The organism is Bacillus sp. TH30 (assembly GCF_016650875.1).
GTDB lineage: Bacteria > Bacillota > Bacilli > Bacillales > Bacillaceae_G > Bacillus_A > Bacillus_A mycoides.
In genome coordinates, this window is record NZ_JAEKEY010000002.1 from 4,466,066 (window position 1) to 4,490,928 (window position 24,863).

The 24,863-nt window shown below is 33.6% G+C and carries 20 protein-coding genes and 6 pseudogenes; 20 read left to right on the forward strand and 6 right to left on the reverse strand.

Features of this window, described 5'->3' with window-relative positions:
• The first annotated feature begins 370 nt into the window (after positions 1–370).
• The 6 genes and pseudogenes from JFU20_RS25125 to JFU20_RS25145 all read left to right on the forward strand — a co-directional run bounded on the left by JFU20_RS25125 (position 371) and on the right by JFU20_RS25145 (position 6,200).
• On the forward strand, positions 371–1,630 hold the full coding sequence (locus JFU20_RS25125; protein ID WP_002014148.1) for an MFS transporter: 1,260 nt from the start codon (positions 371–373) through the stop codon (positions 1,628–1,630).
• Between the two features lie 536 nt (positions 1,631–2,166).
• Complete coding sequence (gene ltaE / locus JFU20_RS25130; protein ID WP_002014149.1) at positions 2,167–3,222, forward strand: low-specificity L-threonine aldolase; 1,056 nt, start codon at positions 2,167–2,169, stop codon at positions 3,220–3,222.
• 66 nt (positions 3,223–3,288) lie between these two features.
• Positions 3,289–4,023 carry a 4'-phosphopantetheinyl transferase family protein gene (locus JFU20_RS25135; protein WP_242488155.1) on the forward strand — a complete coding sequence of 245 codons (735 nt, stop codon included), beginning with the start codon at positions 3,289–3,291 and terminating at the stop codon, positions 4,021–4,023.
• Positions 4,024–4,123: 100 nt separating this feature from the next.
• A pseudogene (locus JFU20_RS30230) lies at positions 4,124–4,285 on the forward strand (acyl carrier protein); the annotation flags it as partial.
• A 190-nt stretch (positions 4,286–4,475) separates the two neighbouring features.
• A complete protein-coding gene (locus JFU20_RS25140; protein ID WP_002165303.1) occupies positions 4,476–5,216 on the forward strand; it encodes a transporter substrate-binding domain-containing protein in 741 nt (246 codons plus the stop codon).
• 75 nt (positions 5,217–5,291) lie between these two features.
• The gene (locus JFU20_RS25145) at positions 5,292–6,200 is read left to right on the forward strand and encodes a VOC family protein (protein ID WP_002014152.1); all 909 of its coding nucleotides are present in this window, start codon (positions 5,292–5,294) and stop codon (positions 6,198–6,200) included.
• A gap of 200 nt (positions 6,201–6,400) precedes the next feature.
• Here the strand turns inward: JFU20_RS25145 and JFU20_RS25150 are convergent, their stop codons facing one another.
• A complete protein-coding gene (locus JFU20_RS25150) occupies positions 6,401–6,919 on the reverse strand; it encodes a GNAT family N-acetyltransferase (RefSeq protein WP_002014154.1) in 519 nt (172 codons plus the stop codon).
• A 312-nt stretch (positions 6,920–7,231) separates the two neighbouring features.
• Between JFU20_RS25150 and JFU20_RS25155 the strand changes: the two genes are divergently transcribed.
• Positions 7,232–7,909, forward strand: a complete 678-nt coding sequence (locus JFU20_RS25155; RefSeq protein ID WP_002165304.1) for an MgtC/SapB family protein — start codon at positions 7,232–7,234, stop codon at positions 7,907–7,909.
• A gap of 203 nt (positions 7,910–8,112) precedes the next feature.
• Positions 8,113–11,028: a collagenase ColA gene (colA, locus tag JFU20_RS25160; protein WP_002165307.1), complete on the forward strand. Its 2,916-nt coding sequence runs from the start codon at positions 8,113–8,115 to the stop codon at positions 11,026–11,028.
• A gap of 35 nt (positions 11,029–11,063) precedes the next feature.
• On the opposite strand, the gene JFU20_RS25165 is transcribed toward colA, so the two are convergent.
• Positions 11,064–11,567, reverse strand: a complete 504-nt coding sequence (locus tag JFU20_RS25165; protein ID WP_002014160.1) for a GNAT family N-acetyltransferase — start codon at positions 11,565–11,567, stop codon at positions 11,064–11,066.
• Between the two features lie 254 nt (positions 11,568–11,821).
• On the opposite strand from JFU20_RS25165, the gene JFU20_RS25170 reads away from it, so the two are divergent.
• The 7 genes and pseudogenes from JFU20_RS25170 to JFU20_RS25200 all read left to right on the forward strand — a co-directional run bounded on the left by JFU20_RS25170 (position 11,822) and on the right by JFU20_RS25200 (position 17,003).
• Positions 11,822–12,220 (forward strand): DUF2871 family protein, encoded by a 399-nt coding sequence (locus JFU20_RS25170; RefSeq protein ID WP_002014161.1) that lies wholly within the window; start codon positions 11,822–11,824, stop codon positions 12,218–12,220.
• A 135-nt stretch (positions 12,221–12,355) separates the two neighbouring features.
• A complete protein-coding gene (locus tag JFU20_RS25175; RefSeq protein WP_201038997.1) occupies positions 12,356–13,747 on the forward strand; it encodes an FAD-binding oxidoreductase in 1,392 nt (463 codons plus the stop codon).
• Between the two features lie 6 nt (positions 13,748–13,753).
• The gene (locus tag JFU20_RS25180) at positions 13,754–14,101 is read left to right on the forward strand and encodes a DUF4260 domain-containing protein (RefSeq protein ID WP_000415340.1); all 348 of its coding nucleotides are present in this window, start codon (positions 13,754–13,756) and stop codon (positions 14,099–14,101) included.
• Positions 14,102–14,125: 24 nt separating this feature from the next.
• On the forward strand, positions 14,126–14,662 hold the full coding sequence (locus tag JFU20_RS25185; protein ID WP_002165309.1) for a GrpB family protein: 537 nt from the start codon (positions 14,126–14,128) through the stop codon (positions 14,660–14,662).
• Positions 14,663–14,849: 187 nt separating this feature from the next.
• Positions 14,850–15,455: an FMN-binding negative transcriptional regulator gene (locus JFU20_RS25190; protein WP_002014171.1), complete on the forward strand. Its 606-nt coding sequence runs from the start codon at positions 14,850–14,852 to the stop codon at positions 15,453–15,455.
• Between the two features lie 245 nt (positions 15,456–15,700).
• Positions 15,701–16,812 (forward strand): annotated as a pseudogene (locus JFU20_RS25195) (response regulator aspartate phosphatase).
• Complete coding sequence (locus JFU20_RS25200) at positions 16,812–17,003, forward strand: Phr family secreted Rap phosphatase inhibitor (protein WP_002165311.1); 192 nt, start codon at positions 16,812–16,814, stop codon at positions 17,001–17,003. Before JFU20_RS25195 ends, JFU20_RS25200 begins: the two are co-directional and overlap by 1 nt.
• Before the next feature lie 733 nt (positions 17,004–17,736).
• Here JFU20_RS25200 and JFU20_RS25205 read toward each other — a convergent pair.
• Together JFU20_RS25205 and JFU20_RS25210 are read right to left on the reverse strand one after the other, a co-directional pair.
• Positions 17,737–19,202, reverse strand: a pseudogene (locus tag JFU20_RS25205) (protein adenylyltransferase SelO).
• Positions 19,203–19,379: 177 nt separating this feature from the next.
• Positions 19,380–19,565: pseudogene (locus JFU20_RS25210) on the reverse strand (zinc-binding dehydrogenase); the annotation flags it as partial.
• A gap of 402 nt (positions 19,566–19,967) precedes the next feature.
• Here JFU20_RS25210 and JFU20_RS25215 point away from each other — a divergent pair.
• Positions 19,968–20,327: a hypothetical protein gene (locus tag JFU20_RS25215; protein ID WP_002014181.1), complete on the forward strand. Its 360-nt coding sequence runs from the start codon at positions 19,968–19,970 to the stop codon at positions 20,325–20,327.
• A 55-nt stretch (positions 20,328–20,382) separates the two neighbouring features.
• On the opposite strand, the pseudogene JFU20_RS30235 reads toward JFU20_RS25215, so the two are convergent.
• A pseudogene (locus JFU20_RS30235) lies at positions 20,383–20,719 on the reverse strand (YdcF family protein); the annotation flags it as partial.
• Here JFU20_RS30235 and JFU20_RS25220 point away from each other — a divergent pair.
• Positions 20,712–20,954: pseudogene (locus JFU20_RS25220) on the forward strand (hypothetical protein); the annotation flags it as partial. The pseudogenes JFU20_RS30235 and JFU20_RS25220 overlap by 8 nt on opposite strands.
• Before the next feature lie 94 nt (positions 20,955–21,048).
• Here the strand turns inward: JFU20_RS25220 and JFU20_RS25225 are convergent.
• Positions 21,049–21,279, reverse strand: a complete 231-nt coding sequence (locus tag JFU20_RS25225; protein WP_002165313.1) for a hypothetical protein — start codon at positions 21,277–21,279, stop codon at positions 21,049–21,051.
• Positions 21,280–21,540: 261 nt separating this feature from the next.
• On the opposite strand from JFU20_RS25225, the gene JFU20_RS25230 reads away from it, so the two are divergent.
• The 3 genes from JFU20_RS25230 (at position 21,541) to psiE (ending at position 24,713) form a co-directional block, all read left to right on the forward strand.
• The gene (locus tag JFU20_RS25230; protein WP_002014186.1) at positions 21,541–22,668 is read left to right on the forward strand and encodes a serine hydrolase domain-containing protein; all 1,128 of its coding nucleotides are present in this window, start codon (positions 21,541–21,543) and stop codon (positions 22,666–22,668) included.
• A 285-nt stretch (positions 22,669–22,953) separates the two neighbouring features.
• The gene (locus JFU20_RS25235; RefSeq protein WP_002014187.1) at positions 22,954–24,117 is read left to right on the forward strand and encodes an agmatine deiminase family protein; all 1,164 of its coding nucleotides are present in this window, start codon (positions 22,954–22,956) and stop codon (positions 24,115–24,117) included.
• Between the two features lie 176 nt (positions 24,118–24,293).
• Positions 24,294–24,713, forward strand: a complete 420-nt coding sequence (gene psiE / locus JFU20_RS25240; RefSeq protein WP_002165314.1) for a phosphate-starvation-inducible protein PsiE — start codon at positions 24,294–24,296, stop codon at positions 24,711–24,713.
• The last annotated feature ends 150 nt before the right edge of the window (positions 24,714–24,863 follow it).

The following is a 24,863-nucleotide window of genomic DNA, read 5'->3' on the forward strand; positions in this document are numbered from 1 at the left end:
TGAATCCTCAAAAATAATTTTCAAGTGAAAAATATTGAGACACTACCTCATTCCTTGCGGTATAGATAAGTTACCACAGCGAATCTTTCCAAAAGGAATGGGAAGGGTCTCAGATTGCTCTTGTACTTGATAATACTACTATTAGCAAATTTTGTTGAAGAATTGGCAGTGCCTCTATTTTCTAAAAAATTGATATTCCCTGTGGATAGGCGATGCAGTGATTTTTAACATTCAATTAGATTATTTTCTGTCGCAGGATAGCTATTAATAATTTATATTACGAATTTAATTAATGCAAATCCATAATGTGATGGGATATGCATTGTGTTCTCAATATCGCATAAACAATTAATCTTATGGAGGATGAATCATGAATGAAATAGCTTCACTATGGGGTAATCGTATTTATGTTAGAATGTTCTCTGCTTTTTCCATCTCTATTTTTGGTGTCTATTTAGATATGATAGCTGTCGCTACATTAGTTAGTTATACGTGGAAATCAGATCCTATCATCATAAGTTTGATCCCTATTGCATATGCTCTCCCAATGATTCTATTTGGATCATGGGCAGGAGTGTTATCTGATCGCCTCAAAAAGTTGAGAATTATGATCATTGCAGATGTTCTTATTGCAATCGTTACCTTTATCTTGGTATTTGTTCCTAATGTGTACTGGTTACTCTTATTACTCGCTGTTCGATCTACATTTGCTTCTTTTTTTCAACCAGCTCATCAAGCTTTGACGAAGCAAGTGGTTCATGAGCACCACTTAGCTCAAGCTACATCCTGGAATGGATTGATGGATCAAGTGGGGAGAATTGCGGGACCACTCTTAGGGGCAATGTTAATCACTGGACTGTCACCACAGATTTCTATGTCGGTTAGAGGAGTCAGCAGTTTGTGCTCCGCTTTTATTTTATTGAGTATTAGTAAAATGGTGAAGGATAAAAAACAATTCGAACAAATACAAAAAACAGAACGACAAGGATTTTTTTCTGCTTGGCTTGAAGGTTGGAAGTATGTATGGAATAGAAAAATCATTTTTTATACTATGTTCTATGGATTATGTGGAGTGGGTATTCTGCAGCTCGTTGAATCGCAAGTTCCTGTCCTAATGCGCGAATTATTCCCGAATTCTCCGGAAATGGTGGGTTGGATTAATGCAATTGTGGGCTTAGGGGGAGTTTGCGGTGTTTTGCTTATCAAGAGAATAGGAGAGTTGAAATATGGCTGGTTTCTTGGTGGTGGAATTGCTCTAATAGGTTTAGGATTTGGAAGCCTTGGTCTTTTTACTGAGACAACCCCTGTTTTTTTTACTTTTGTGATTGGTTTTATTGCTGGAATAGGAAGCGGATTATTCTTTATTTCATTTAACATCATTTTACAGAAAGAAACAGATATAGAAACAGCTGGTCGAGTATTTGGTATTCAAAGTTCTCTATCAAATTTGATGTTTATTGTACCTCCACTTATAGGCGGAGTGTTCGTTAAGCTCATAGGAGTAAGTCAAGTTTATGTATGGATCGGGAGTGCTATGTTTCTATTAGGTGGGATTGGAATCATCTTTAGAAATAAGATTTGGAAAACCGAGATGGTAGTGGAGAAAGTGAAACAGGTTACATCATTATAGGATAAAAAATTATCAATTCATAGATATAAGAAATAGGTTTAAAGATTTGCTTAATGGAAAATACAAACAAAATATTTGGATGCTCAGAAAAAACTTTTTATGCTAATGGAGTTTTAAAAACAATTATAAGACAAGTAAAGTGAAAGAATTGGAAACATTCCCTGTAGTTTTTTTACGAGATCTAAAAAGTAGAGAGTATCAGAAAATGGTTTGTAATTCCGATTTGTAGATATTGTACTATCTTCTTACTGTTTATTAGTAATCGACTTCACTTTACACAGATTTTCTGTGATAATTTTTATGTAGCGCAATTGGTTTATATACTTTCATGGTGTAAAGCATCAGAGTAGCTAAAATACTAAATTCGTTTATTTTCGTTAGAAAATTCACTTATTTATAATTGAAAATACATTTTTAGTTGAGAATAAATCTTATCTATAAGAGGAGAGTAATTTAGTTGGTTCAATAAAATATTTGTTCTTTATTCCTTGGTAAAATAATGAGAGGTTATTAGAAATATAGGAGGTAATTATAAAATGATTGAATTAAGAAGTGATACGTTCACGCTGCCAACAGTGGAAATGTTAAAGGCAATTATTCATGCACCACTTGGGGATGATGTATATCAAGAAGATCCGACTGTGAATGAACTTGAAACTTTAGTTGCCAAAATGATGGGGAAGGAAGCTGCTATTCTAATGCCTAGTGGAACAATGGCAAATTTGGCTGCCTTAATGGCATATTGCCCAAGAGGTTCAAAAGTACTAGTAGGCAATGAAACGGATATTTATATTTATGAAGCTGGTGGAGCTTCTGTTTGTGGTGGCATTATGTATGAACCTATTCCAACGCAAGCAGATGGTCGCCTTTTAATCAAAGATTTAGCTAGGGCATTTCCAGAAGATCCAACTGATCCACAGTTTTCATTACCTTCTCTAATCTGTCTTGAAAATCCTCACAATCGAATGGGGGGAAGAGTTTTACCTCTATCATATCTTAAAGAAGTACAAATGTTTTCAAGACAAAAAGAGATTCCTATACATATGGATGGGGCACGTATATTTAATGCAGCTATTGCAATGGATATACCGGTAAAAGAGATTGCTCAATATGCAGATTCAGTTCAATTTTGTTTATCTAAAGGTTTGTCGGCTCCAATTGGGTCTATGATTGCTGGAAAGAAAGATTTTATTCAGAAAGTATACCGTATTCGAAAAATGTTAGGTGGTGGAATGAGACAAGCTGGTATTATTGCTGCTCCAGCTTTAATTGCGTTAAAGCAAATGAATGATCGTCTAACGGAAGATCATGTGCATGCTCGGCAGCTAGCTGAAGGACTTGCACAAATAGAAGGAATTGAGTGTGATGTGGACTCTGTAGATACCAATATTGTTTTTTTTCAAGTAATAGATAAACGCTATACTTGGAAGACTTTTATTGAGAAAGCTAGAGAACATGACTTAAACATAGCGGAATTAGGACATGGCAGAATTCGTGCTGTGACACATTCTGGCGTGAATACTCAAGATATTAATCAGGCTCTGAAAATTATTAAACAAATTATGCAAGATAACAATATTTTAAATAGATAAAGATTATTTAGGTTCCTAATGAATCAGAATAGCCAATTAAATAAGAAGATAGAAAAAGAGGATTTTATGAAAAAATTATTGCTAAATGAAAAAATCTTTTTAGAGGATAAAAATGTTTTCATATTTATTATTTCAATTCCAATTGAAATAGGGATAGATGAATTAAAGCAATACACCTATATACTGGATTCCGAAGAAGTAAAACAATTTAATAAATATAAGATAGAAAAAAAACAGATAGAATTTTTAATAGGTAGAATTTTATTGAAAGGTATTTTAGGAAAGGTTTTCAAAAAAAATGCAAGAGAAATCTCTTTCTCTAAAAACAAGTATGGGAAGCTTTATTTAAGTAACCAACCTCATGGTTTAAATTTTAACTTGTCACATACAGATGGTAAATTAGTATGTGGCATAACAAGGGTAGGGCGTTTAGGTATTGATGTTGAAAACACAGAAATAGATTATCTTGAATTAATGGAAATGTTTTTTTTACCAAAAGAGATTTCTTACGTAAACTCTCAAAGTGATTTTAAGAATAGAAAGAATCTATTCTATCAAATATTTACAAGAAAAGAAGCGTATATGAAGCTTATTGGTAAAGGATTCTCATTATCACCGTTTACATTTACAGTTCCGTTATGCAAAGATGTCAATCCAAATGAAGATATACTATATTATTCCTTTAATCCCTCCGCAGGCTATATGTTGTCTGTCGCAGTAGAAAAAATAGATAAAAATCAAGAAGTTATTTTCAATAAAAATTACCTTCAGATTGAGCAATTGATTCCATTGATAGTATAAAAAATTAATTAGTTAAAATAAGTGTGCTTAACTAGGAATCATGACGCAAAAATAATGATATATTTTAACACAAAAAAACGATGATGCATTCTATCAATATGTACAACTATTTGATGAAGGAATTCTTGCTTTTTTTGTACAGTATCTTTACTTAGTAGAATTCCAAGAACGTTTAGATATTGAAGAATCTATTTCTGATTTTAATTGCGATGAGTGGTTAACACCAAATATAATTATTAAGAAGTTGAGAGGTATGCGATAAAAAATAGGGATTCAGATAAGAAAAGTTTCTTAAACTGTATAATAGAAAGACCTTATTCATAATAACAGCACCAATTAAGTATGAAGGAATCAAAATCAGTAAGGGCGACAGAATCGCGCAATGCTTCCTAGTGCCAGTGAACGATCTATCGGGTTCGGAAAGAGGCGTTGGTGAGTTTGGGAGTACGGGAGTGAAGTGCCGGCTTTTTGTGTACGGTTTATTAGAAATAGTAATTTTGATGGCGTATTGTTTGTATGTGCAAAAAAATATGGATTTAATTCTTAGTTTTCTTATCGAGAGAGATGGAGGGACTGGCCCCATGAAATCTCAGCAACAGGCTAAAAAAGCTGGATATAAAGTAGAATGGAATGTTTCTGATTTTGAAGGATTATTCGGTTTATTAGATTCAGGCCGTATTGATACGATTGCAAATGAATTATCCGTTTCTCCGGAAAGAAAAAAGAAATATGACTTTTCGATCCCGTATGTGTATTCGGGTTCTGTTTTTGCGGTGAAGAAAAATAATAATACAATTAAATCGCTAGAGGATCTAAAAGGAAAGACTGTAGGTGTTGGACTTGGTACAGCAGGAGAGCAAGAGTTAAAAGCTTTAAATAAAAATAATGCTTTTACGATTAAAACGTACTCAGAGGACCCAACGGCGGAATTGAACGAAGTAGGATTCGGACGCGTCGATGCTTATTATAATGATAAAGTTCAAGTGGAAACAACAATAACAAAGGCGAAACTAGATAATGTCAAAGTTGGATTTGGCCCACTTGAATGGGGAGAGATTGCATTTCCATTTGCAAAAAAGAGTGAAAAGTTAGAAGATATAAACAAGGCGTTAAAAGAATTAGAGCAAGATGGAACATTAAGTGACATATCGAAAAAATGGCTAAAAGTTCATGCTACAAAAAAACAAAATTAAGGTGTATTCGTTGAATGGGCCTATTGCCTATCAACTTACATAAAAAACTAAAGGGAACTGGAGAGGAAGTTATTCATGGTACAAATTCATCCGAAAACACGTATTGGTCATGTTGCATTTAAAGTAAAAGATCTAGAGCGTCAAATTGCTTTTTATGAGAATGTAGTAGGGTTAGAGGTAAGTAAGCAAGAGGGGAATAAAGCATATTTAACAGGAAAAGGTGGTAAGAATACGTTACTTGTTCTTGAGCAGTTGGAAGATGCAGCGCTACAAGAACCGCGTACGACGGGTATATATCACGTTGCCTTTTTAGTTCCGACTCGTGAAGCTTTTGCTTCGGCACTATTTGGTGTTATTCGCAATAAAAAGGTAATTGATAGTCCGGCTGAGCAAGAAGGGCGTTATACATATTCAAATGAAATTTTACCAATTTCAAGGTTTAATAGCGCAAGTGATCATACGTATAGTGAGGCATTTTATTTACAAGACTTAGAGGGTAATGGTATCGAAATATATGCAGACCGTCCGCGTGATCAGTGGGGAGAAGGGCCAGGAGGAAGTACGCCACTAGATTTAAAAGAACTGGCAACGCTCGTTAATTATGAGTTTGATGGATTACCTGCTGACACTGTCGTTGGGCACGTCCATTTACGAATAGCTGATGTAGAAAAGTCACATGAGTTTTATGTAGAAACAGTAGGCTTTGAAGTGCAGCAGCGTGAAGATGATTGCTTATTTATTTCGGCAGGAGGCTATCATCACCATATCGGTGCAAATACGTGGAACGGGGTAAATAATCCACATCCACCAGCACATGCAACTGGACTAAAAGTGTATACGATAGTACTACCGCATAAAGAAGCGTTAGATGAAGTGAAAGAAAGATTAATAGAAAAACAACATGAAATAAATGAAACTTCAAATGGATTTACTGTAGTAGATCCAGGTGGTATTACAGTGCAGTTTGAAATAGAAGCAGTTTAAAGTGAAACTTTAATCAGTGGGGGTTTTGTTCATCCCCCACTGATTATTAGCCTTCACCAATCGGGCGTTTATGGGCAGTTAATCTCCCACCTAACTTCTTTGTTCCAGCTGAATTTTGAGGTGGGAGTTGTACTGCCCGTTAACGCGGGATAAAAGGAGCCAGAAAGTGTTTAATCACTTTCTGGCTTGTTTTTGATTATTTAGAGCTCAATCCAATACCTTCTCACAACATTCCCATCTTCTTCAGTGAAATCATCATCACGGAGACCGCCGTTATGTAAAATCGTTTTCTCTGAAGCGGTATTCACTTCGTCGCAAACGACAAGTGCTTTCGTGATGTTTAATTCTTTCGTTTTTTCTAATGATAACTCTAGTAACTTTGTAGCATAACCTTTTCTTCTTTCAGAAGGGCGAATACCATAACCGATATGGCCTCCAGCATTAAATAAATGCTCCGTCAAACTATGACGAATATTAACAGCTCCTACAATTTTATTTTCATTTGTAACAAGCCAATAAGTAGAATCTGGTACCCAAGTTTCAGGAATATTTATTCCGTTATGTGCGTCGTGTAATTCTTGAATCATTGCCGTGAAATTAGAAGGATTTTTTGAAATAACCCATGGAATCATCGTTTCACCGCTATCTTTCCATTCGTTATAAAAATCTAAGTATTCTTCTTGTAAATCAGTAGTAGGTGTAAGTAAAGAGATGTTCATTGTTAGTAAGCTCCTTTTATTTATGTTTATTTCACAAAAATTATGATATAAAATGAAAGCGTTTCCTGACTTTCTCAACCTCATTTCACGCAACTCATATGCCATTTTTAACTGAAAATAAGTTAGACGTTGAACTTTAAAGTTTTTTTGTATGAGAAGTAGGTTGTTTTATTTATGTTAATATTTAAAATATTAACATAAAATCACTGGGATATTAAATGTATTTTAATAAACTGCTTTTATATCGATGGGTAGATGCATGTGATAATTTTTGTTTTATCTCTCTATAATGAATAAAAGGGGGAAGTGCTCGTGAGCTTACATATTGATTTTATTATACGAATCGGTGTTGCTGGTTTGTTAGGGGCGATAATCGGTATTGAAAGGGAAATTCGCTCAAAAGAAGCTGGATTAAAAACACATTTCCTAGTAGCCGTAGGGAGTGCTTTAATAATGGTCGTTTCGAAATATGCTTTTTCGGATATTGTGTTTGAAGAACATATGGCTCTTGATCCGAGCCGGATTGCAGCGCAAGTTGTTAGTGGAGTTGGATTTTTAGGTGCAGGTACAATCATTATTCAAAAGCAGGCAGTGAAAGGATTAACGACAGCGGCTGGTTTATGGGCTACAGCAGGAATAGGGCTAGCAATTGGAGCAGGTATGTATGTTGTAGGGATTGGAGCGATGATTCTCGTTTTGATTGGTTTAGAGATTGTAAGTCGTATTTTTAAGGTGCAACTTTTATTTCCGCAAAATATAACAGTGCAAATGTGTATAAATAAACACGAAGCGGTACAACAAATAGTAGAGACGCTACGAGTGAAAGGTATTCCAATACTTTCATATGAAGTTGAAGCTTTACAGCAAGATACAGAAATAGTTTATAAGGTAGGAATGCAATTGAAAAATATATCGTCAGAAGAAAAGAATGAATTTATTCAGCATATGCAAACATTGCCGGAAATTACGTTTATAAAGTTAAAATCATAGTGTTGAAATAGAGGATAGATGTAGCAGGAATTTCGCTAGTATCTATCCTTTTTTGACATAAATCACATGTGAAGTCAAGTGTTAATTTCGCTTTGAATGGATACATGTGTGAACGTTCCCTTCTTTTTTCTCAATACAGAATAAATAGTCAGAATAGTAAAATAATGGGGCGGGACACTAAAAAATGTAAGGTAGGGGAGAGCATGAAAGGCTATTCAAAAAAAGTTTTAGTAGGGGTAAGTTTTGCTAGTTTAATGTTAGGGAGTTTTCAAGGAAGCATATTGGCGGAAGATACTAAGGGAGAGCAAGTTTCATATCGAAATGTGCTAAAAATGGAGCCGGTTGGTGTACAACTGCCCGTGGAAGAATTAGCTCATTCATCGAAAGTATTAGAAAGCAAGTCTTTTGAGAAAAGGCTACAATTTGCTGATTTATCGCAAAGACCGCCTGAAGTAAAAAAGGAAAGTAAGCAATTAGCTGTGGCGAAAACTTATACAATTGCTGAATTAAATCAATTAAGTAATCAGCAGTTAGTAGATTTGCTCGTAACTATTAATTGGGAACAAATTACGGGGCTATTTCAGTTTAATAAGGACAGCCTTGCATTCTATCAAAATGATAGTAGGATGCAGGCGATTATTGATAAATTGAAGCAGCAAGGACAAGCTTATACGAAGGATGATTCAAAAGGGATTGAAACGTTAGTAGAGGTATTGCGCTCTGGGTTTTATTTAGGGTTTTATAATGCAGAATTAAGTAAACTTAATGAGCGGAGCTATCATGACAAGTGCTTGCCTGCATTGAAATCGATTTCCCAAAACCAAAATTTCAAACTCGGTACGTTAGAACAAAATAAAGTTGTATCATCATATGGGAAATTAATAGGAAACGCTTCTAGTGATGCGGAAACGATTTCATCAGCTGCGAACATTTTCAAGCAATATAATGATAATCTTTCTACATTTATAGATAATCGTTCAGCAGGTAATGCAGTGTACGATATTATGCAAGGTGTCGATTATGATATTCAATCGTATTTGTACGATACGAATAAAGCACCGAAAGATACAATGTGGTATCAAAAAATAGATAGTTATATTAATGAGTTAAGTAGATTTGCGTTAATGGGAACGATTACAGCGAAAAACGGATGGCTTATTAATAATGGGATCTATTATACAGGTAGACTCGGTATGTTCCATAGTACAGGGACGAAAGGATTGCAAGTTGTAACAGATGCGATGAAAATTTATCCTTATTTAGGGGAGCAATATTTCGTAGCAGCTGAGCAAATTACGACGAATTATGGCGGGAAAGATGCAAATGGTAACGTTGTTAATTTAGATCAAATACGAGAAGATGGGAAGAAAAAGTATTTACCAAAAACGTATACATTTGATGATGGAGCAATTGTTTTAAAAGCTGGAGATAAAGTGACAGAAGAAAAAGTAAAACGGTTATATTGGGCGGCAAAAGAAGTGAAAGCTCAATTCCATCGTACTGTGGAAAGTGATCAGCCTTTAGAAAAAGGGAATGCTGATGATGTATTAACGATGGTTATTTACAATAGCCCAGCTGAATATCAATTTAACCGTCAATTGTACGGATATGAAACGAATAACGGCGGTCTTTATATAGAAGGAACAGGCACGTTCTTTACTTATGAACGTACACCCGAGGAGAGTATTTATAGTTTAGAAGAATTGTTCCGACATGAATTCACGCATTATTTACAAGGTAGATATGAAGTGCCAGGACTTTGGGGACAAGGTAAGATGTATGAGAATGAGAGATTATCTTGGTTTGAAGAAGGAAATGCAGAGTTTTTTGCAGGCGCAACGCGAACGGATAATGTTGTTCCGAGAAAGAGCATTATAGGAGGACTATCTTCGAATCCAGCAGAACGTTATACCGCAGAGCGAACGTTAAATGCAAAGTATGGAACGTGGGATTTCTACAATTATTCCTTTGCTTTACAATCGTATATGTACAATAAGAGATACGATATGTTTGATAAAGTTCATGATCTTATTAGGAAAAATGATGTAACAGCATATGATGCATACCGCTCTGCTTTAAGTAAAGATGCGAATTTAAATAAAGAGTATCAAGACTATATGCAAATGTTAGTAGACAACCGTGAGAAATATAATGTTCCGTTAGTGTCAGATGATTATTTAGCAACTCATGCACCGAAACCAGTTTCAGATATTGCCGCAGAAATTACAGCGGAAGCAAAATTAAGTAATGTATCAGTAAAGAAAAATAAATCACAATTCTTTAATACATTTACACTGCAAGGAACGTATACAGGTACTGCTGCAAAAGGAGAAAATGAAGACTGGAAAACAATTACGCAAAACGTTAATGATACGTTAAAACGTTTAAGTGCAAAAGAATGGACAGGCTATAAAACAGTAACAGCTTACTTCGTGAATTACCGTGTAAATGCATCAGGGCAATTTGAATATGATGTTGTGTTCCACGGTATTAATACAGAAGAAGGTGCAGTGAATAAAGCGCCGGTCGCGGTTATAAATGGTCCGTATAGCGGACATACGAATGAAGCAATCTCGTTTAAAAGCGATGGATCAAAAGATGAAGATGGGAAAATTATTTCTTATAAATGGGAGCTTGGTGATGGTACTGTAAGTAATGAACAAAATCCAACTCACGTTTATACAAAAGAAGGGACGTATACGGCGAAATTAACAGTAACAGACGATAAAGGATTAACTAATACTGCTACAACAAGTGTAACGGTTCAAAAGAAAGAAGAGAACAGTGTAGAAAAAGAGCCAAATAATTCATTCCAAACGGCAAATAAACTGCAGTTAAATCAAGTTTTACGTGCAAGTTTAGGAAACGGGGATACAAGTGATTTCTTTGAAATAAATGTAGAAACTGCGAAAAACCTTCAAATTAATGTAACGAAGGAAAATAATATTGGAGTAAACTGGGTTCTTTATTCAGAAGCAGATTTAAATAATTATGTTACGTATGCACAGCAACAAGGAAATAAATTAGTAGGTAGTTACTATACGTATCCAGGGAAGTATTATTTACATGTATACCAGTATGGTGGTGGAACAGGGAATTATACGGTAGAAGTGAAGTGAAAAAAAGGGTCGCCATTCATGGCGACCCTTTTTTGTTATGCGTTATACCCGAATAATTTTAGATCTTCTCCTGAGTCTGAAATTATTTTTTCGAATCGCAATCCTACTTTTTCTAACAGCGTGCCTGAAGCAACATTATCTATAGAAGTAATTGCTACAATTCGTTTTAGTCCGAGCTTTTGTACACCGTATTCGATTACTGCAGCAGCTGATTCATAGCCGTACCCTTTTGAACGGAATTTTTCTAAAAAAGCAAAGCCGATATCAACATCTTCTAATGAATCTCTTTTAATAAGGCCGCACATACCAATTGGTGTGAGATCTTCTTTTCGTTCAACTAAGTAAAGACCAAAGCCCATTTTATTGTACATATCGACGGGTCCATTTAAGATGTATTTTTTTGCATCTTCTAAGTTTTTAACCCCTTTATCACCAATAAATTGAATCCATGCAGGATCATTTACTAATTCAAGAATAAACGGAGCATCTTTTATATCGAGCCAGCGAAGAGTGAGTCTTTCAGTTTCAAGAACTATCAATCTATTGCACCCCCTTTAAAAGTTATAACAATTAGTATGGATTGTGCGAAATAAAAGTGCAAGTTATTTTAATTGAGAGTTACTGTTCACATAAAGTTCGATTGTTTTGTATAAAAGGATATTTTATAATTAGGATTGATTGTAAAGAGTGAGATACTTATACAATGACTCCTAGGAAACTAGGAGTTTTTACTATATAACTATCATTATTACTAAATATGACACACTACACATTCTACTTAAGGAGGTACATAATGAAGAAATTATATAATGCATCGTTTACTTATTTGATTATCGGTTTATTGTCAGGAATATTTGCTAGGGAGTATGGAAAATATAAAGGGATTTTAGGCTCTACTTTATTAAATCTTTTGCATACGCATACGTTAGTACTTGGCTTTTTCTTCTTTTTAATTGCTTTAGGATTAGCGAAAGTATTCGCGTTTCATGAAGTGAAAGGATTTAATAAATGGTTTGTTTTACATAATATCGCATTAACTTTAATGTTAGGTTCGCTAGCAGCGAGAGGACTTCTTCAACTAAATGGAGCGGACTTTAAAGGGTTAACTTATATTGTAGGGTTCTCTCATTCTCTGATGGCATTTACTTTAGTTTGGTTTATGATTTTATTGAAAAAATCGTCTAAAATATAGTTTTAAAAAAGAACTTGTAGGGAATACTGCAAGTTCTTTTTTTATATAAAACCTCAGGAATCTAACTATTCTGATTATTATGTATAAAAATGGTATAATTAATGCAGAGTAAATAATATAAAAGGAGAGTGCGTAATGGAAATAACAATTGAGCGATTAGTAAATGAATTAAAGGATGTACTTCCTGAAGATCAAGTAGTGGTTAATAAGACAGTAAGAGAGTTACATAGTAAAGATGAATCTTACCATAATAGTAGTTTACCTGATGTAGTTGTTTTTCCAAAAACGCTGGAAGAGGTTAGAGCAATAATGAAAGTAGCGAGTGAGCATAAAAAACCTGTCATTCCATTTGGAGTAGGTTCTAGTTTAGAAGGTCATATAATTCCTTATGAAAAGGGGATTACAGTTGATTTTTCATTAATGAACAAAATACTTGAAATAAGAGAGAAAGATTTTCTTGTGAAAGTACAACCAGGAGTGACTCGTTCTCAGCTCAATAAAGAATTGAAAAAGTACGGTTTGTTTTTTAGTGTAGATCCAGGTGCAGATGCAACGTTAGGAGGCATGGCTGCTACGAATGCGAGCGGAACGACAGCGGTTAAGTATGGTGTAATGCGTGATCAAGTTCGTGATTTAGAAGTGGTGCTTGCTGATGGGCAAGTGATACATACTGGCAATTTAGCGGCGAAGTCATCATCAGGTTATCATTTAAATGGTATTTTCGTAGGATCAGAGGGTACGCTTGGATGCTTTACAGAGCTAACATTAAAAGTATACGGCATACCAGAACATGTTATGGCTGCGAGAGCATCGTTTCCAACTATAAATGATGCGGTAGAAGCTGTTATTAATATACTGCAAGCGGGTATTCCAATTGCGAGAATTGAACTTGTAGATGAATTATCTATGAAACAAGTAAATCATTATAATGAAACAAGTTACAGAGAAGAGCCTACATTGTTTTTAGAGTTTCACGGTAATGAAGCTGGGCTAAAGCAAGACATTGAATTTACGAAGGAAATTGTTTTTGATCATAAATGTAAAGAAGTTGCTTTTGAAACGGAAACTGCGGCGAGAAATAAATTATGGGATGCACGGCATAATCTAGCGTACTCTTACGTGCATAGCTATCCTGGTAAAAAGCTTATGAGTACAGACGTATGTGTACCAATTTCAGAATTAGCGGGTGCAATCCAACATGCGAAAGAGACATTAGATAAAGTAGGTCTTGTTGGTGGTATTCTTGGCCATGTAGGAGACGGGAATTTCCACGTGCTCTTAATGGTTGATCCAAACGATAAAGAAGAAGTGGAAAAAGCGGATGAAATAAATGAAAGTATCGTTTTATATGCTCTTAAACGTGGTGGAACGTGTACGGGAGAACATGGTGTTGGAATCGGAAAACGGAAGTATCAAGAAGAAGAACATGGCGCGGTATTATTGGTAATGGAGAAAATAAAGAAAGCTCTTGATCCGCAAAATATTTTAAATCCGAATAAAATTTTCAAGCTAACAGATAAGGAATGATGAATTTTGGAGAAACGAATTATACACTTTGAAGGATTGGTCGTCTTATTAGCTGCGATTTATATATATGCATTATGTGGATTTAGTTGGTTATTATTTATCGTATTACTTTTTGCACCTGATTTAGCAATGGTGGCGTACGCTATTAACAAACGTGTTGGTGCACAAATTTATAATCTATTTCACACATATATCATATCAATATTACTTGTTTTAATAGGGGTCTATTTAAAGATGGATACAATTTTAATGGTTGGTTTAATATGGACAGCACATATTGGAATGGATCGAATGCTTGGGTATGGATTGAAGTATGAAACTGATTTTAAGGATACGCATATTCAGAGGTTATAAAAGTGATTTGAGAAGGGTGGTCAATTGAAACGATTTATTACTGTTGAGAAATATAATACACAATGGGAAAGTGAATTTTGTAAATTACAGACGTTGATTAATAACGTAATGGGAGAACTCATTTTTTCTATAGAGCACGTTGGGAGTACATCTGTTAAAGGCCTTGCTTCTAAACCGATATTAGATGTCGATGTTGTAATAGAAGATTATGATGTTTTTCCGAAAGTAATAAAGAGGCTTGAACAGATAGGTTATTTTCATCAAGAAGAGTGGAGTTTTAAGGGGAGAGAAGCTTTTGGGAGAAAGGATCAATATGTTCCGAGGGACGGGAAGAATACAATTTGGATGGAACATCATTTATATGTATGCGATAAGAATAGTGAAGAGTTAAGAAGACATGTGGCGTTTCGTGATTACCTTCGTGGAAATCCAAACGTTGTTATTGAATATGGAAAGCTAAAGAAAGAATTAGCAGAAACGGCGGAAAATCGCTTAAGTTATAGCTTAGGCAAAACGGAATTTATTGAAGCTGTATTAGAAAAAGCTATGAAGGATAGTTGAATAGAAGAGTTTGTATCAATACGAAAATAGACTAAGGTGGCAGAAATCATATAATGCCACCTATTGTTTTTGAAGAAGAGGTTTTACTATATGAACTGACCTTATAAAACAATTACAATCTGCCCCTGCCAAATAATAAATCTCGTAAATATAATGAGAAATAAGAAGATAAGAAAAGAGGGAGCTTATGTACATACCAAAACATTTCACTATACAAGATGAAGAGACGAAGTACGAAATTATTGAACAAAATAGCTTTGCAACTTTATTTTCTCAACATAACGGAGCACCGTACGCAACGCATTTACCGTTATTGTTAAATAGGGAAACACTTACTTTATCCGGGCATTTTGCACGTCCAAATGAGCAATGGAAAGATAGTGAAAATCAACAAGTGTTAGCTGTTTTTCAAGGACCACATAGTTACATCTCTCCGTCATGGTATGAAACAAATAAAGCAGTACCAACATGGAACTATGTTGCGGTGCATGTATATGGAGAGTTAGAAATTGTTGAAGATGAACAGGAATTAATAGATTCTCTTCAAGATTTAGTACATAAATATGAAAACTCAAAGAGCACCTACTCACTGAAGGATGTAGATCCGAATTATATGGAAGGATTAAGTAGGGGAATAGTTGGGTTCAAAATAAAGATAAATAATATAGAAGGAAAAGCGAAGTTAAGTCAAAATCATTCTGGGCAAAGACGGAAATTAGTTGTGGAGGAACTTGAGAAAGTTGGTAGTGAGGGGAGTAGGGGGATTGCAGGGTTGATGAATAAGGGTGTTTAAAATAATGGTGGGGTGTGAATACACATTTATAAAGTGTCAATATATTGTATTTATAGATTTTTATAGTGATTTAGACGCTGTATTTATGGGGGGCAATTTTCTTTAGTGTTTTAAAAAATTTACAGCATGTGATTAATTTAATGGATTTAATGTTAAATAAATGTTGAGAAATATTAATGAGATATTTATATCTTAATATCTATTTGTTATTATTTATGTGAGAATATTCAAAAAAGGGGGATCTTATGAACATTCCAGTGAAGGGAAGCGAACAGGTTACAAAGCAACTTAATGAATGGTATCAAGCAATGTTACAACAACAATTGTCAAAAGCAACTAATTTAAAACAAGAAATTGATAAAAATATTGATGTTTTGAAACAAGAATCAAATAAAATGTTGCAAGAACAAAATTTATTATATTATTTCTTACTAGATTTTCGTTATAAAACGCTTGTTGATAGATTTAGTATCACAAAGAGAAGCTTTGACGAAATAGATTCTTTTAAAATTCCGACGGATGGTTTCTTGTCTTATTATTACCATTTTTGTAAAGCGGTATATGCTACTATAATTAAAGATTATAAAGAAGCGAAAAAATATTATGAAAAAGCAGAGTTTTTTTGAAAGACGTTCCAGAAGAAATTGAACAAGCTGAATTTCAATCTAAGTTAGCCTTATTCTATCATAATAATAATGAACCACTTTTAGCTGTTCACTATGCAACTATTTCAAAAGATATCTTCTCTAAACACCAAGGTTATGAAAGTAATACTGCTTCTTGCGAAAATACTATTGGAATGAGTTGTGTATCTCTAAAACAGTTTGAACAGGCCGAGGAACATTTAAATTCTGCATTAAATTTATTACAAAAAAATAATGAAGAAAGATTAATTTCATTCGTGCGGCACAACTTAGGGTGGCTATATGCAAATCAAAACCTTTCTGAATTAGCTATCCGTCACTTATCAGAAGTAACAGAGAAAATACCTAATCATTTCAAAGCTGTTTTTTTACAAGCTAGGGAATATTCTAAGTTAGGTGAAACAAATGTATCTTCTATCCTTATTGAAAAAGGATTGGAACTTTGTTTAGAAGTAGAGAATGAAGAATATACACATCATTTCAATATTTTAAAAGCATTAAATAATAATGTGACTATCGAGGAATTAAAAAGGGTAATTGTTACAGGGATTTCTTATTTCAAAGAAGAGAATCTTTCTTATTATGTAGAAGAATATGCTGAGGTGATGGCAGCTAGGTTATATGAGGTGTGTGATTATAAAACGTCTAGTGAATATTTTTGTTTAAGTCTTGAAGCAAGAAAAACAAATTTAGCTAAAGGGGCGTTAAAATAATGAAGAAACTGAGTTTAATGGTAATGAGTTTAGCTGTTACAGGTATTACAGTTTTTACGATAAATACTACTCCAAAGATTCAACAAACAGCAACCGCAAATACTGTCGTCAATAAGTTACAATCGACTCACGGAGAAGGGTGGTCTCCAACGAGACCTGAGTTAGTATACTTAGAGGGAAGACAACTCTAAAGTATTATTTTAAGAGTGCTAGCTTTAGTTGATATTATTTACTGGCTTGTAAACATTAAAGGTTTACAAGCCAGTTTTTTGTTGTTAGAGCTACCTTCACATTATGTTGAAAGTAATCCGTCATAATTTTAAACTATTGTAATGAATTTTAATAAAAGATTGTTGAGGAATATAGTGAAGATATTGGAACATACAAATTCTCATTAGTTATATTAAAATGGATTCATTCTCTTCTCCTTTATTTTTTATCAACATTTGTACAATAGCTGGATTTTTATATTCGAGAATAGTTGTTCCTTATCGATGTACCTGGATTTAATAAGAAAAAATGAAGATTGAATAGAAGAATTTTAATAGAACAGTTACCAAGTTAACGCATTAGGAAAGAAATAGGTAGGAAGTAAGGAGCTCTCCTTTGTTCGTGACAGCTTGTTTGGTGTATGTATCTTTTTCGCATGGGAGGAAATTGATAGAGGTGATAATATACAACTGTAATCACATAGAATATGCTAACGATATGTAATACATAAAAGAAACGCAAACTAGAGTATTAAATTACGTTTTTTTTTTCACAAGATGGAGAAAAAGTAGAAAAGGTGTTTTTATACGAAAACACCTTTTCTACTTATAATGTTCCTTTATGGAAAATAACGAATTGTGTACTTGAATTTAGTGGGAATTACACTAATAAATAATACAATTAGGAGCAGAAAAACAGTCTTAGTGCTCTAAATCACGTCCCGCAAAAAGTCCTATAAGGACGATTAGTCGGCGCTGGAGGCGTGCAGTAATCCGCTTGTTCTTGAGAATATTCATAAGGATTTGCTAAAGCTTGAAGAAGTTTCTCCATTACGCTATATTCTCCATTTTTAACAGCTGCTTCTAGTGCTTCTTCTACTCTGTGGTTTCGAGGGATGATTACTGGGTTGTTATTTTTCATCAACTTGTAGGCATCATCTTGTGATTCTTTTTGTCTTTCTAACCGAGATTGCCATAGCTCGTACCATTCTTTAAATTCAGGACTTTCAAATAAAGGTGCATTTTCTAATGTAGTGTCAGTTAATGCACGGAATGTATTTGTATAATCTGCTTTATATTTTTCCATTGCTTTTAAAAGTTTCTCAATAAGTGATTGATCTTGCTCTTCATTGCTAAATAGTCCTAATTTCTTCTTCATTCCGAGGAACCAATTGTTTTCGTACTGCACGCTAAACTTCGAAATTTCATCTTGTGCAATCTTTAGCGCTGCTTCTTCATCTTCATGTAGTATCGGTATTAAAGATTCAGCTAAACGTGCGAGATCCCATGCAGCCATATATGGTTGATTTCCATATGCATAACGGCCTTGTGTGTCAATAGAGCTAAATACTGTTCCTTGGTTATAACTATCCATAAAGGCACATGGACCGTAATCAATCGTTTCACCGCTAATCGTTATATTGTCAGTGTTCATTACGCCGTGAATGAAGCCAACGAGCTGCCATTTTGCGATAAGGCTTGCTTGTCTCTTAATGACTTCTTGTAGTAGTGCGACATATGGATTTTCAGTAGATTCAACCTCTGGATAATGTCTTTTTATCGTATAATCAGCTAAAGCTTTGAGATCTTCGATTGAGCCTCGAGCTGCGGCGTATTGGAATGTTCCAACGCGTATATGACTGCTTGCAACTCTAGTTAAAATAGCTCCAGGTAACTTCGTTTCGCGATAGATTGGTTCGCCAGTTGAGACTACTGCTAAACTGCGAGTAGTTGGAATATCAAGCGCGTACATCGCTTCACTAATAATATACTCACGTAGCATTGGACCGAGTGCAGCACGACCATCACCGCGGCGTGAATATGGAGTTGGACCGGAACCTTTCAATTGAATATCAAACCGTTCGCCTGAAGGAGTAATTTGTTCTCCAATTAAAAGGGCACGACCATCTCCTAACATGTTGAAATGACCAAATTGGTGCCCAGCATACGCTTGAGCTAGTGGATGAGCTCCTTCTGGAATAGTATTACCAGCTAAAATGGCGATTTCAGCGTCCTTTTTTAGTTCCTCAGGATTAAAGCCAAGAGATATTGCTAAAGAATTATTTAGTTTAATTAACTCCGGTGAGTGTACAGGAGTTGGGGGATTTCTGTATAAAATGATTGTGGTAATGTAGCATAACTCGTTTCTAAATTCCAACCAGCTTCCTTATTTTTAGTCATTTTATCTCCTCCTTGTTTATTTTTTTATTATGTATTTGTACGTATGTATTCTTTGTAAAATTAGCTAAAAGTATAATATGATATTTCCCCTTGAAATCTATTGTAAGGACTTCATTGCACTATGTCTATTTAACAGCAAATAATAAAACTCCATTTTAAAAAAATGGAGTTTTGTTATTATTTGATTTTTACAATTATCTTTCCTTTTGCTCTTCCAGACTCTGAATATTCCATTGCTTTTTGAGTATCTTCAAAAGGGAAAATGCGATCGATTATAGGTTTGATTTGTCCAGATTCAATATACTTTGCAATTATACGTAATTGATCTCCGCTTGGTTTCATAAACAAAAACGAATATTGAGAAAGAAAATCGAGACGAATCAATTTTTACGTATTGAAAATTATGGAGTATTTATTATGGGTAATAGAAAAATATTTTTATATTGTAATTAATGGAGTTAAAAGGTAGAAAATGATTTAACAATGCGTTGTCTGCGGAGGGTAAAGGGTAGCCATTTAATAATAAAATAAACGGTCGTAACCTTGTATAATTTATAGGGTTACGACCGCTTATAATGTTTTTATTATTTTTGATGTCTACATCAGAGAATAGTTCAAAGTGAAATAGGCCCTTTTTTTTATCCTTTAATACACACATAAATTAAGTGACTTGTAGATGTACTAAAGGATAAAAGTAATTTGGAGCGTAATCTATCTATATGATAATATATTGTTTGTTATATTACACATAAAGGGCTGAGCGTTATGAGAAGAAAAGGTTATTTTATAGACAATGAAAGTAAGCGATTATACAACAATGAAATAGTAGTTTCAAATAAAGTGTATCCTAATAATCCTACGTTAGAAGAACTGCAACAAATGGTTTTTAACGGTGGAATAGAAGAAGTGTTTATATCCCATTATTTTGACGATCAAAAAAGTAATTTAGAGCGTGAATCAATAGATGATGTGAGGGGAGAATGGGATACAAAATATCACTATAATATTTGCCTTACTGATGAACCAGTATCTTTAGAAGATTTCCCAAAAGAGTATCTTTTCTTTGTTGAAATGTGGGGAAATGAAAAAGGAAAAGTGATTTTAGTGTTATTTATGCATCATTAGAATGTTCGGGAAGCCTTTATATTGGCTTCCCGATATTTTTTTATGTTGAAAAATATTATGCAAGATGTCGGTAATATGATACGTATTTTTCTAATCCTTCAATCTCTTTCTCAGGTGGCTCAATACCACCTTTTTGGCCGTAGCAAACATTTCTTAAGTACTCTCCAAAATCATAGAACGACTTTTTTTATTTTCCATCCAATTATATCTATTAATAACAAATTCACCATCAAAGTTTGTATCAAATGTATAAGGAATACAGGCTATGTTTTGGGGTAAATGTTTTTTTATACTCTATATTGCCGGCCGGCTCCTAAACTTTTACATACAAACAGTAAACTATTAATTGTTGTAAAATCAAAACTCTTCTTAGCTTCAATTACATTTGCGATCGGTTGGTTTAGTCTTTTTATGGTCGAAGTTGCTGAGTCTGCAAGTGAGGAATCAGTAGGGATGACAGTGGGTTTTGCGCTTACATTAAATCAAATTGCTATTATCTTTGCACCTGCTTTGTTTGGTTATATAGTAGATGGAAAAGGCTACACATATGCATGGATGGGGATAGCTGCATTACTAAGCGTCTCAGCGGTGAGTTTATGTAAAAGTAAACGAATATTAAAAATGTAAATCTTTTATGAAGAAAATCTAAAGAAATGTCATGGGAGTGACATTTCTTTTTTAATATGCTGTATAATCAATTTAGAAATGAGATTCGTTTTCATTAACGCTCATTTCCTCTTTTGAAATTACCTGTAATTTTAGCCATAATAAGTTGTTTTTCTTTTTCGTTATTTGTCCGATTTATTTTGTTTAAAAATTTTTCAACGTCATTTCCTTTTAAAATCATAATTTGTTTTCCGTAATATTCAATTAAAACTATATTGTTATTTTTTGTTGCTCGATAATGAAACATCATATCATCTAAACGATTGTGCTTATCGGTATTTTTCAAATTAACACCCCCATTCTTGTTAATTTGTAACGAATGTTACATAAAAAATTCAAATTAAAGTTGGATGTATCCGATTGTAAGGTGGAAATTTTGTAAAAAAGAACTACAATAGAGAGTAGTTAAAATTTGAACGTTAGAAAAAGGAATCTAGTTTACTATGAGGAATAATAGAGTAGATAGATTATAAGATATTTAAAAACTAAAAGATATAGAATAGAATGGAAAAGTATAAAGTGAAACTAGATAAAAGAGGGTTCCCATATGTTTAAGAAATGGTTAATCGCTTTCTTTGTTTTTGCTATTTTTTGTGGGAGTGTCGCTGCACTCATACATGCAAATAAAGAAAAGAAATACAGTTTGAAGGCATTTTCAAATTTTGAGGATAAAGTTGGAAATGTTCAACCGAAAGTTGATGCGAATCAGCAAAAACGTTATGATATTGCAGCAACGAAACTCGATCAATATTTAAAAGATAAAGGATTTAACGGAACGGTTCTCGTAACGGATAAAAATAATGTGGTTTTACGAAAAGGCTACGGGTATGCGAATGTAAAAGATAAAGTTTTAACAACGCCAAGAACAAAATATCGCATCGGTTCCATAACGAAAACAGTAGTTGCAATATCTATATTACAGCTAAGAGAAAAAGGGAAATTGAATATTGAAGACAATGTAAATAAGTATATTCCATCGTTTCCAGCAGATAAAAACATTACGTTACGAAATTTGTTAACACATACGTCCGGGTTACCAGATCAGGGACAAGGTAGTGTTGATGCGGCATCACGTTTAAAGTTAGTAACGTGGATTGGAGCGCAAAAGTTGCAATTTCCTGCAGGGACAGGATGGAAATATACAGATTATAATTATATGGTACTTGCGTATATTGTAGAAAAGATATCGAATAAACCGCTTGCTGAATATGTGAAAGAAAACATTTTTACTCCTGTTGAAATGAATGAATCTGGTATGGGTGCAACTCTCCCTGAAGATATTTTCTTAGCAGAAGGTTACACGAAAAAAGATAATGAGTTAATAGCTGCACCCCGCTTAAAAATGAACTGGCTGTATGGTTGTGGTGAAATGTATACGACCGTTGAAGATATGAAAAGATTAGATGAGGCTATTATGGATGGAAAGCTGATTTCTAAACAAAGCTTATCAGATATGTTTACAGTATCACCTGCGAGAAAATATGGATTTAGCTTCTATATTTACCCAGATTATTATCATAACCATGGTGTATTAGCTGGCTGGAACACTTTTAATAATTTTAACTGGGATAAAAGAACGTTTGTAATATTATTCTCTAACGTACAAAATGGTATGAATGATACATTTAATCAAGAGTTTAGGAAATTAGCGAATGATTTAATAGAAGGAAAATAATTATTTAAAAATCGGTATTGATATAAAATTATCAATACCGATTTTTTTATTTAGTGAACAAGCATGTATGAGAGGGGATTAGTATTAGAATAAATTTATGAAGGAAGTTAAATGATATGGATGTTAAATATAGGAAGTGTATTTTGTGAATGTCATCTATTTGTATTGAAATTATGTGATTATCATGCGGAAGAATAATTGGTAATTTTTACATTGATGAAAAAGCTTGAGCTTCACACTATGTTAAGCCTTACAGTATTGTAGACATGAACAGGAGGTTGAAAAATGAAAAAAATAGTAAAGTTTTGTTTAATAGCTACATTATCTACAACGATTATTAGTGGATGTTCTTTTGAAGCGAATAATGAAAATGCCAAAGGGAAAGAGAAAGAGGATAAAAAAGTAGAGGTACAGAAAAACGCTGGGAAATATACGATGCCGGATGAAAAAGATAAACATGAAGGTACATGGCTACAATGGCCTCATGAATACACATATGGTCAAGAGTATAAACAAGAAGTTGAACCTATTTGGATTAAGATGGCAAGTGCTTTAACTGAGGGTGAAAAAGTCCACATTGTTGCATATGATGAGGAAGAGAAAGAGCGAATCAATAAGCTTTTAATAGATAAAGGGCTGAATATGGATAAAGTTGATTTCTTTATCGCTCCTACTGATGATGTGTGGGCAAGAGATAGTGGACCGATTTTTGTTTATGACAATAATAAAAATCTGAAAATATTAGATCCAGCATTTAATGGTTGGGGAAAGAAAACTCCATATAAAAATGATGCCCGTATACGTGAGAATGTTAGTAAACAATTAGGGATTGAAAGAATTGATTGGGGGAAATTTGTCCTTGAAGGTGGCGCAATTGAATTAGACAGCAATGGGACTGCTTTATTAACTCGAAGCGCAGTAACGAATAAAAATAGAAATCCTGATTTATCAGAAGCTGAAATTGAAAAATATATAAGTGACCTTGGGGTGACAAACTTTATTTGGTTAGATGGAGTGCCTAATTTAGATATTACTGATTTTCATATTGATGGATTTGCTAAATTCCATGATAAATCTACAATCGTAACGATGGCAGAAGATGACTTGGCTGAATGGGGCTTGTCAAACAAAGATATGGATAAATTGTTAGATGCAAAAAATGCTTCAGGACAGAAATATAAGTACGAATACTTACCGCTTAGTAAAGATAAAGTTACTTTAGAAGGTGGAAAAACTCTAGATTATAAGGGGTCATATATCAATTATTATGTTGGGAATACAGTTATATTGGTGCCTAACTATAATGATCCAAATGACAAAATCGCAAACGATACGATTCAGAAATTATACCCGGATCGTAAAGTAGTGGGAATTGATGTGAGAGAGCTTTATAAAAATGGCGGAATGATCCATTGTGTGACACAGCAACAACCGATTCAATTGAAGTAATCGATTATAGTTTCGTTATGTTGCTTTATAGACAAAATAGGTGAAATGCTATCTTTACTTATTTTGTCTTGTTTTAACATCTGTAACAAGATAGGAATGTATAATTTTAATGTAACGATAATTAAATAAAAGTATATTGTCATTATTGTTTTATATGGAAAAGGAGAAAAATGTTTGTGTTAAAGAATTTAAAAAGAGTATTTTCGTTTTTCCCTATCGTTCTACAGTACATTATAAATGTAGCTTTGATCTGTTTGGGAATTGTTTTAAGTGTGTTTCTTATGAAAGAAGTCATTCAATTTATACAAGAACTTAAATTAAATAGTGAGGAATCTAGTTATCATTTAATTGATAGCATTGTCGTATTCTTTTTATATTTTGAATTCATCGTAATGATTATAAAGTATTTTCAAATGAACTTTCATTTTCCATTACGTTATTTTATATATATAGGTATTACGGCTATTGTTCGTCTAATTATTATAGACCATGATAGTCCAATGGATTCATTGATATATGCTTGCGCGATTCTTGTATTAATTAGTGCTTTATTCATTGCAAATTCTAAAATAATGCGTCGTGATTTAGAAGAGTGAACGTTTGTTGTTTAAATCAAAAAAGATGTTTTATCTTTTGGTAAAAAGGAGTAACAGTATTGAAAGAAATAATCTTAACCAGTTTTATAATAATAGGGTTTATGATTCTACTATTTAATTGTATACTTTCATAATTTAAAAGAATAAAAG

What these genes read in the sequence shown, in the direction of transcription:
- JFU20_RS25125 (WP_002014148.1), top strand. Translation starts at nt 371, where the DNA reads ATGAATGAAATAGCTTCACTATGGGGTAATCGTATTTATGTTAGAATG.
- ltaE (WP_002014149.1), top strand. Translation starts at nt 2,167, where the DNA reads ATGATTGAATTAAGAAGTGATACGTTCACGCTGCCAACAGTGGAAATG.
- JFU20_RS25135 (WP_242488155.1), top strand. Translation starts at nt 3,289, where the DNA reads ATGAAAAAATTATTGCTAAATGAAAAAATCTTTTTAGAGGATAAAAAT.
- JFU20_RS25145 (WP_002014152.1), top strand. Translation starts at nt 5,292, where the DNA reads ATGGTACAAATTCATCCGAAAACACGTATTGGTCATGTTGCATTTAAA.
- JFU20_RS25150 (WP_002014154.1), bottom strand. Translation starts at nt 6,919, where the DNA reads ATGAACATCTCTTTACTTACACCTACTACTGATTTACAAGAAGAATAC.
- colA (WP_002165307.1), top strand. Translation starts at nt 8,113, where the DNA reads ATGAAAGGCTATTCAAAAAAAGTTTTAGTAGGGGTAAGTTTTGCTAGT.
- JFU20_RS25170 (WP_002014161.1), top strand. Translation starts at nt 11,822, where the DNA reads ATGAAGAAATTATATAATGCATCGTTTACTTATTTGATTATCGGTTTA.
- JFU20_RS25175 (WP_201038997.1), top strand. Translation starts at nt 12,356, where the DNA reads ATGGAAATAACAATTGAGCGATTAGTAAATGAATTAAAGGATGTACTT.
- JFU20_RS25190 (WP_002014171.1), top strand. Translation starts at nt 14,850, where the DNA reads ATGTACATACCAAAACATTTCACTATACAAGATGAAGAGACGAAGTAC.
- JFU20_RS25200 (WP_002165311.1), top strand. Translation starts at nt 16,812, where the DNA reads ATGAAGAAACTGAGTTTAATGGTAATGAGTTTAGCTGTTACAGGTATT.
- JFU20_RS25215 (WP_002014181.1), top strand. Translation starts at nt 19,968, where the DNA reads ATGAGAAGAAAAGGTTATTTTATAGACAATGAAAGTAAGCGATTATAC.
- JFU20_RS25230 (WP_002014186.1), top strand. Translation starts at nt 21,541, where the DNA reads ATGTTTAAGAAATGGTTAATCGCTTTCTTTGTTTTTGCTATTTTTTGT.
- JFU20_RS25235 (WP_002014187.1), top strand. Translation starts at nt 22,954, where the DNA reads ATGAAAAAAATAGTAAAGTTTTGTTTAATAGCTACATTATCTACAACG.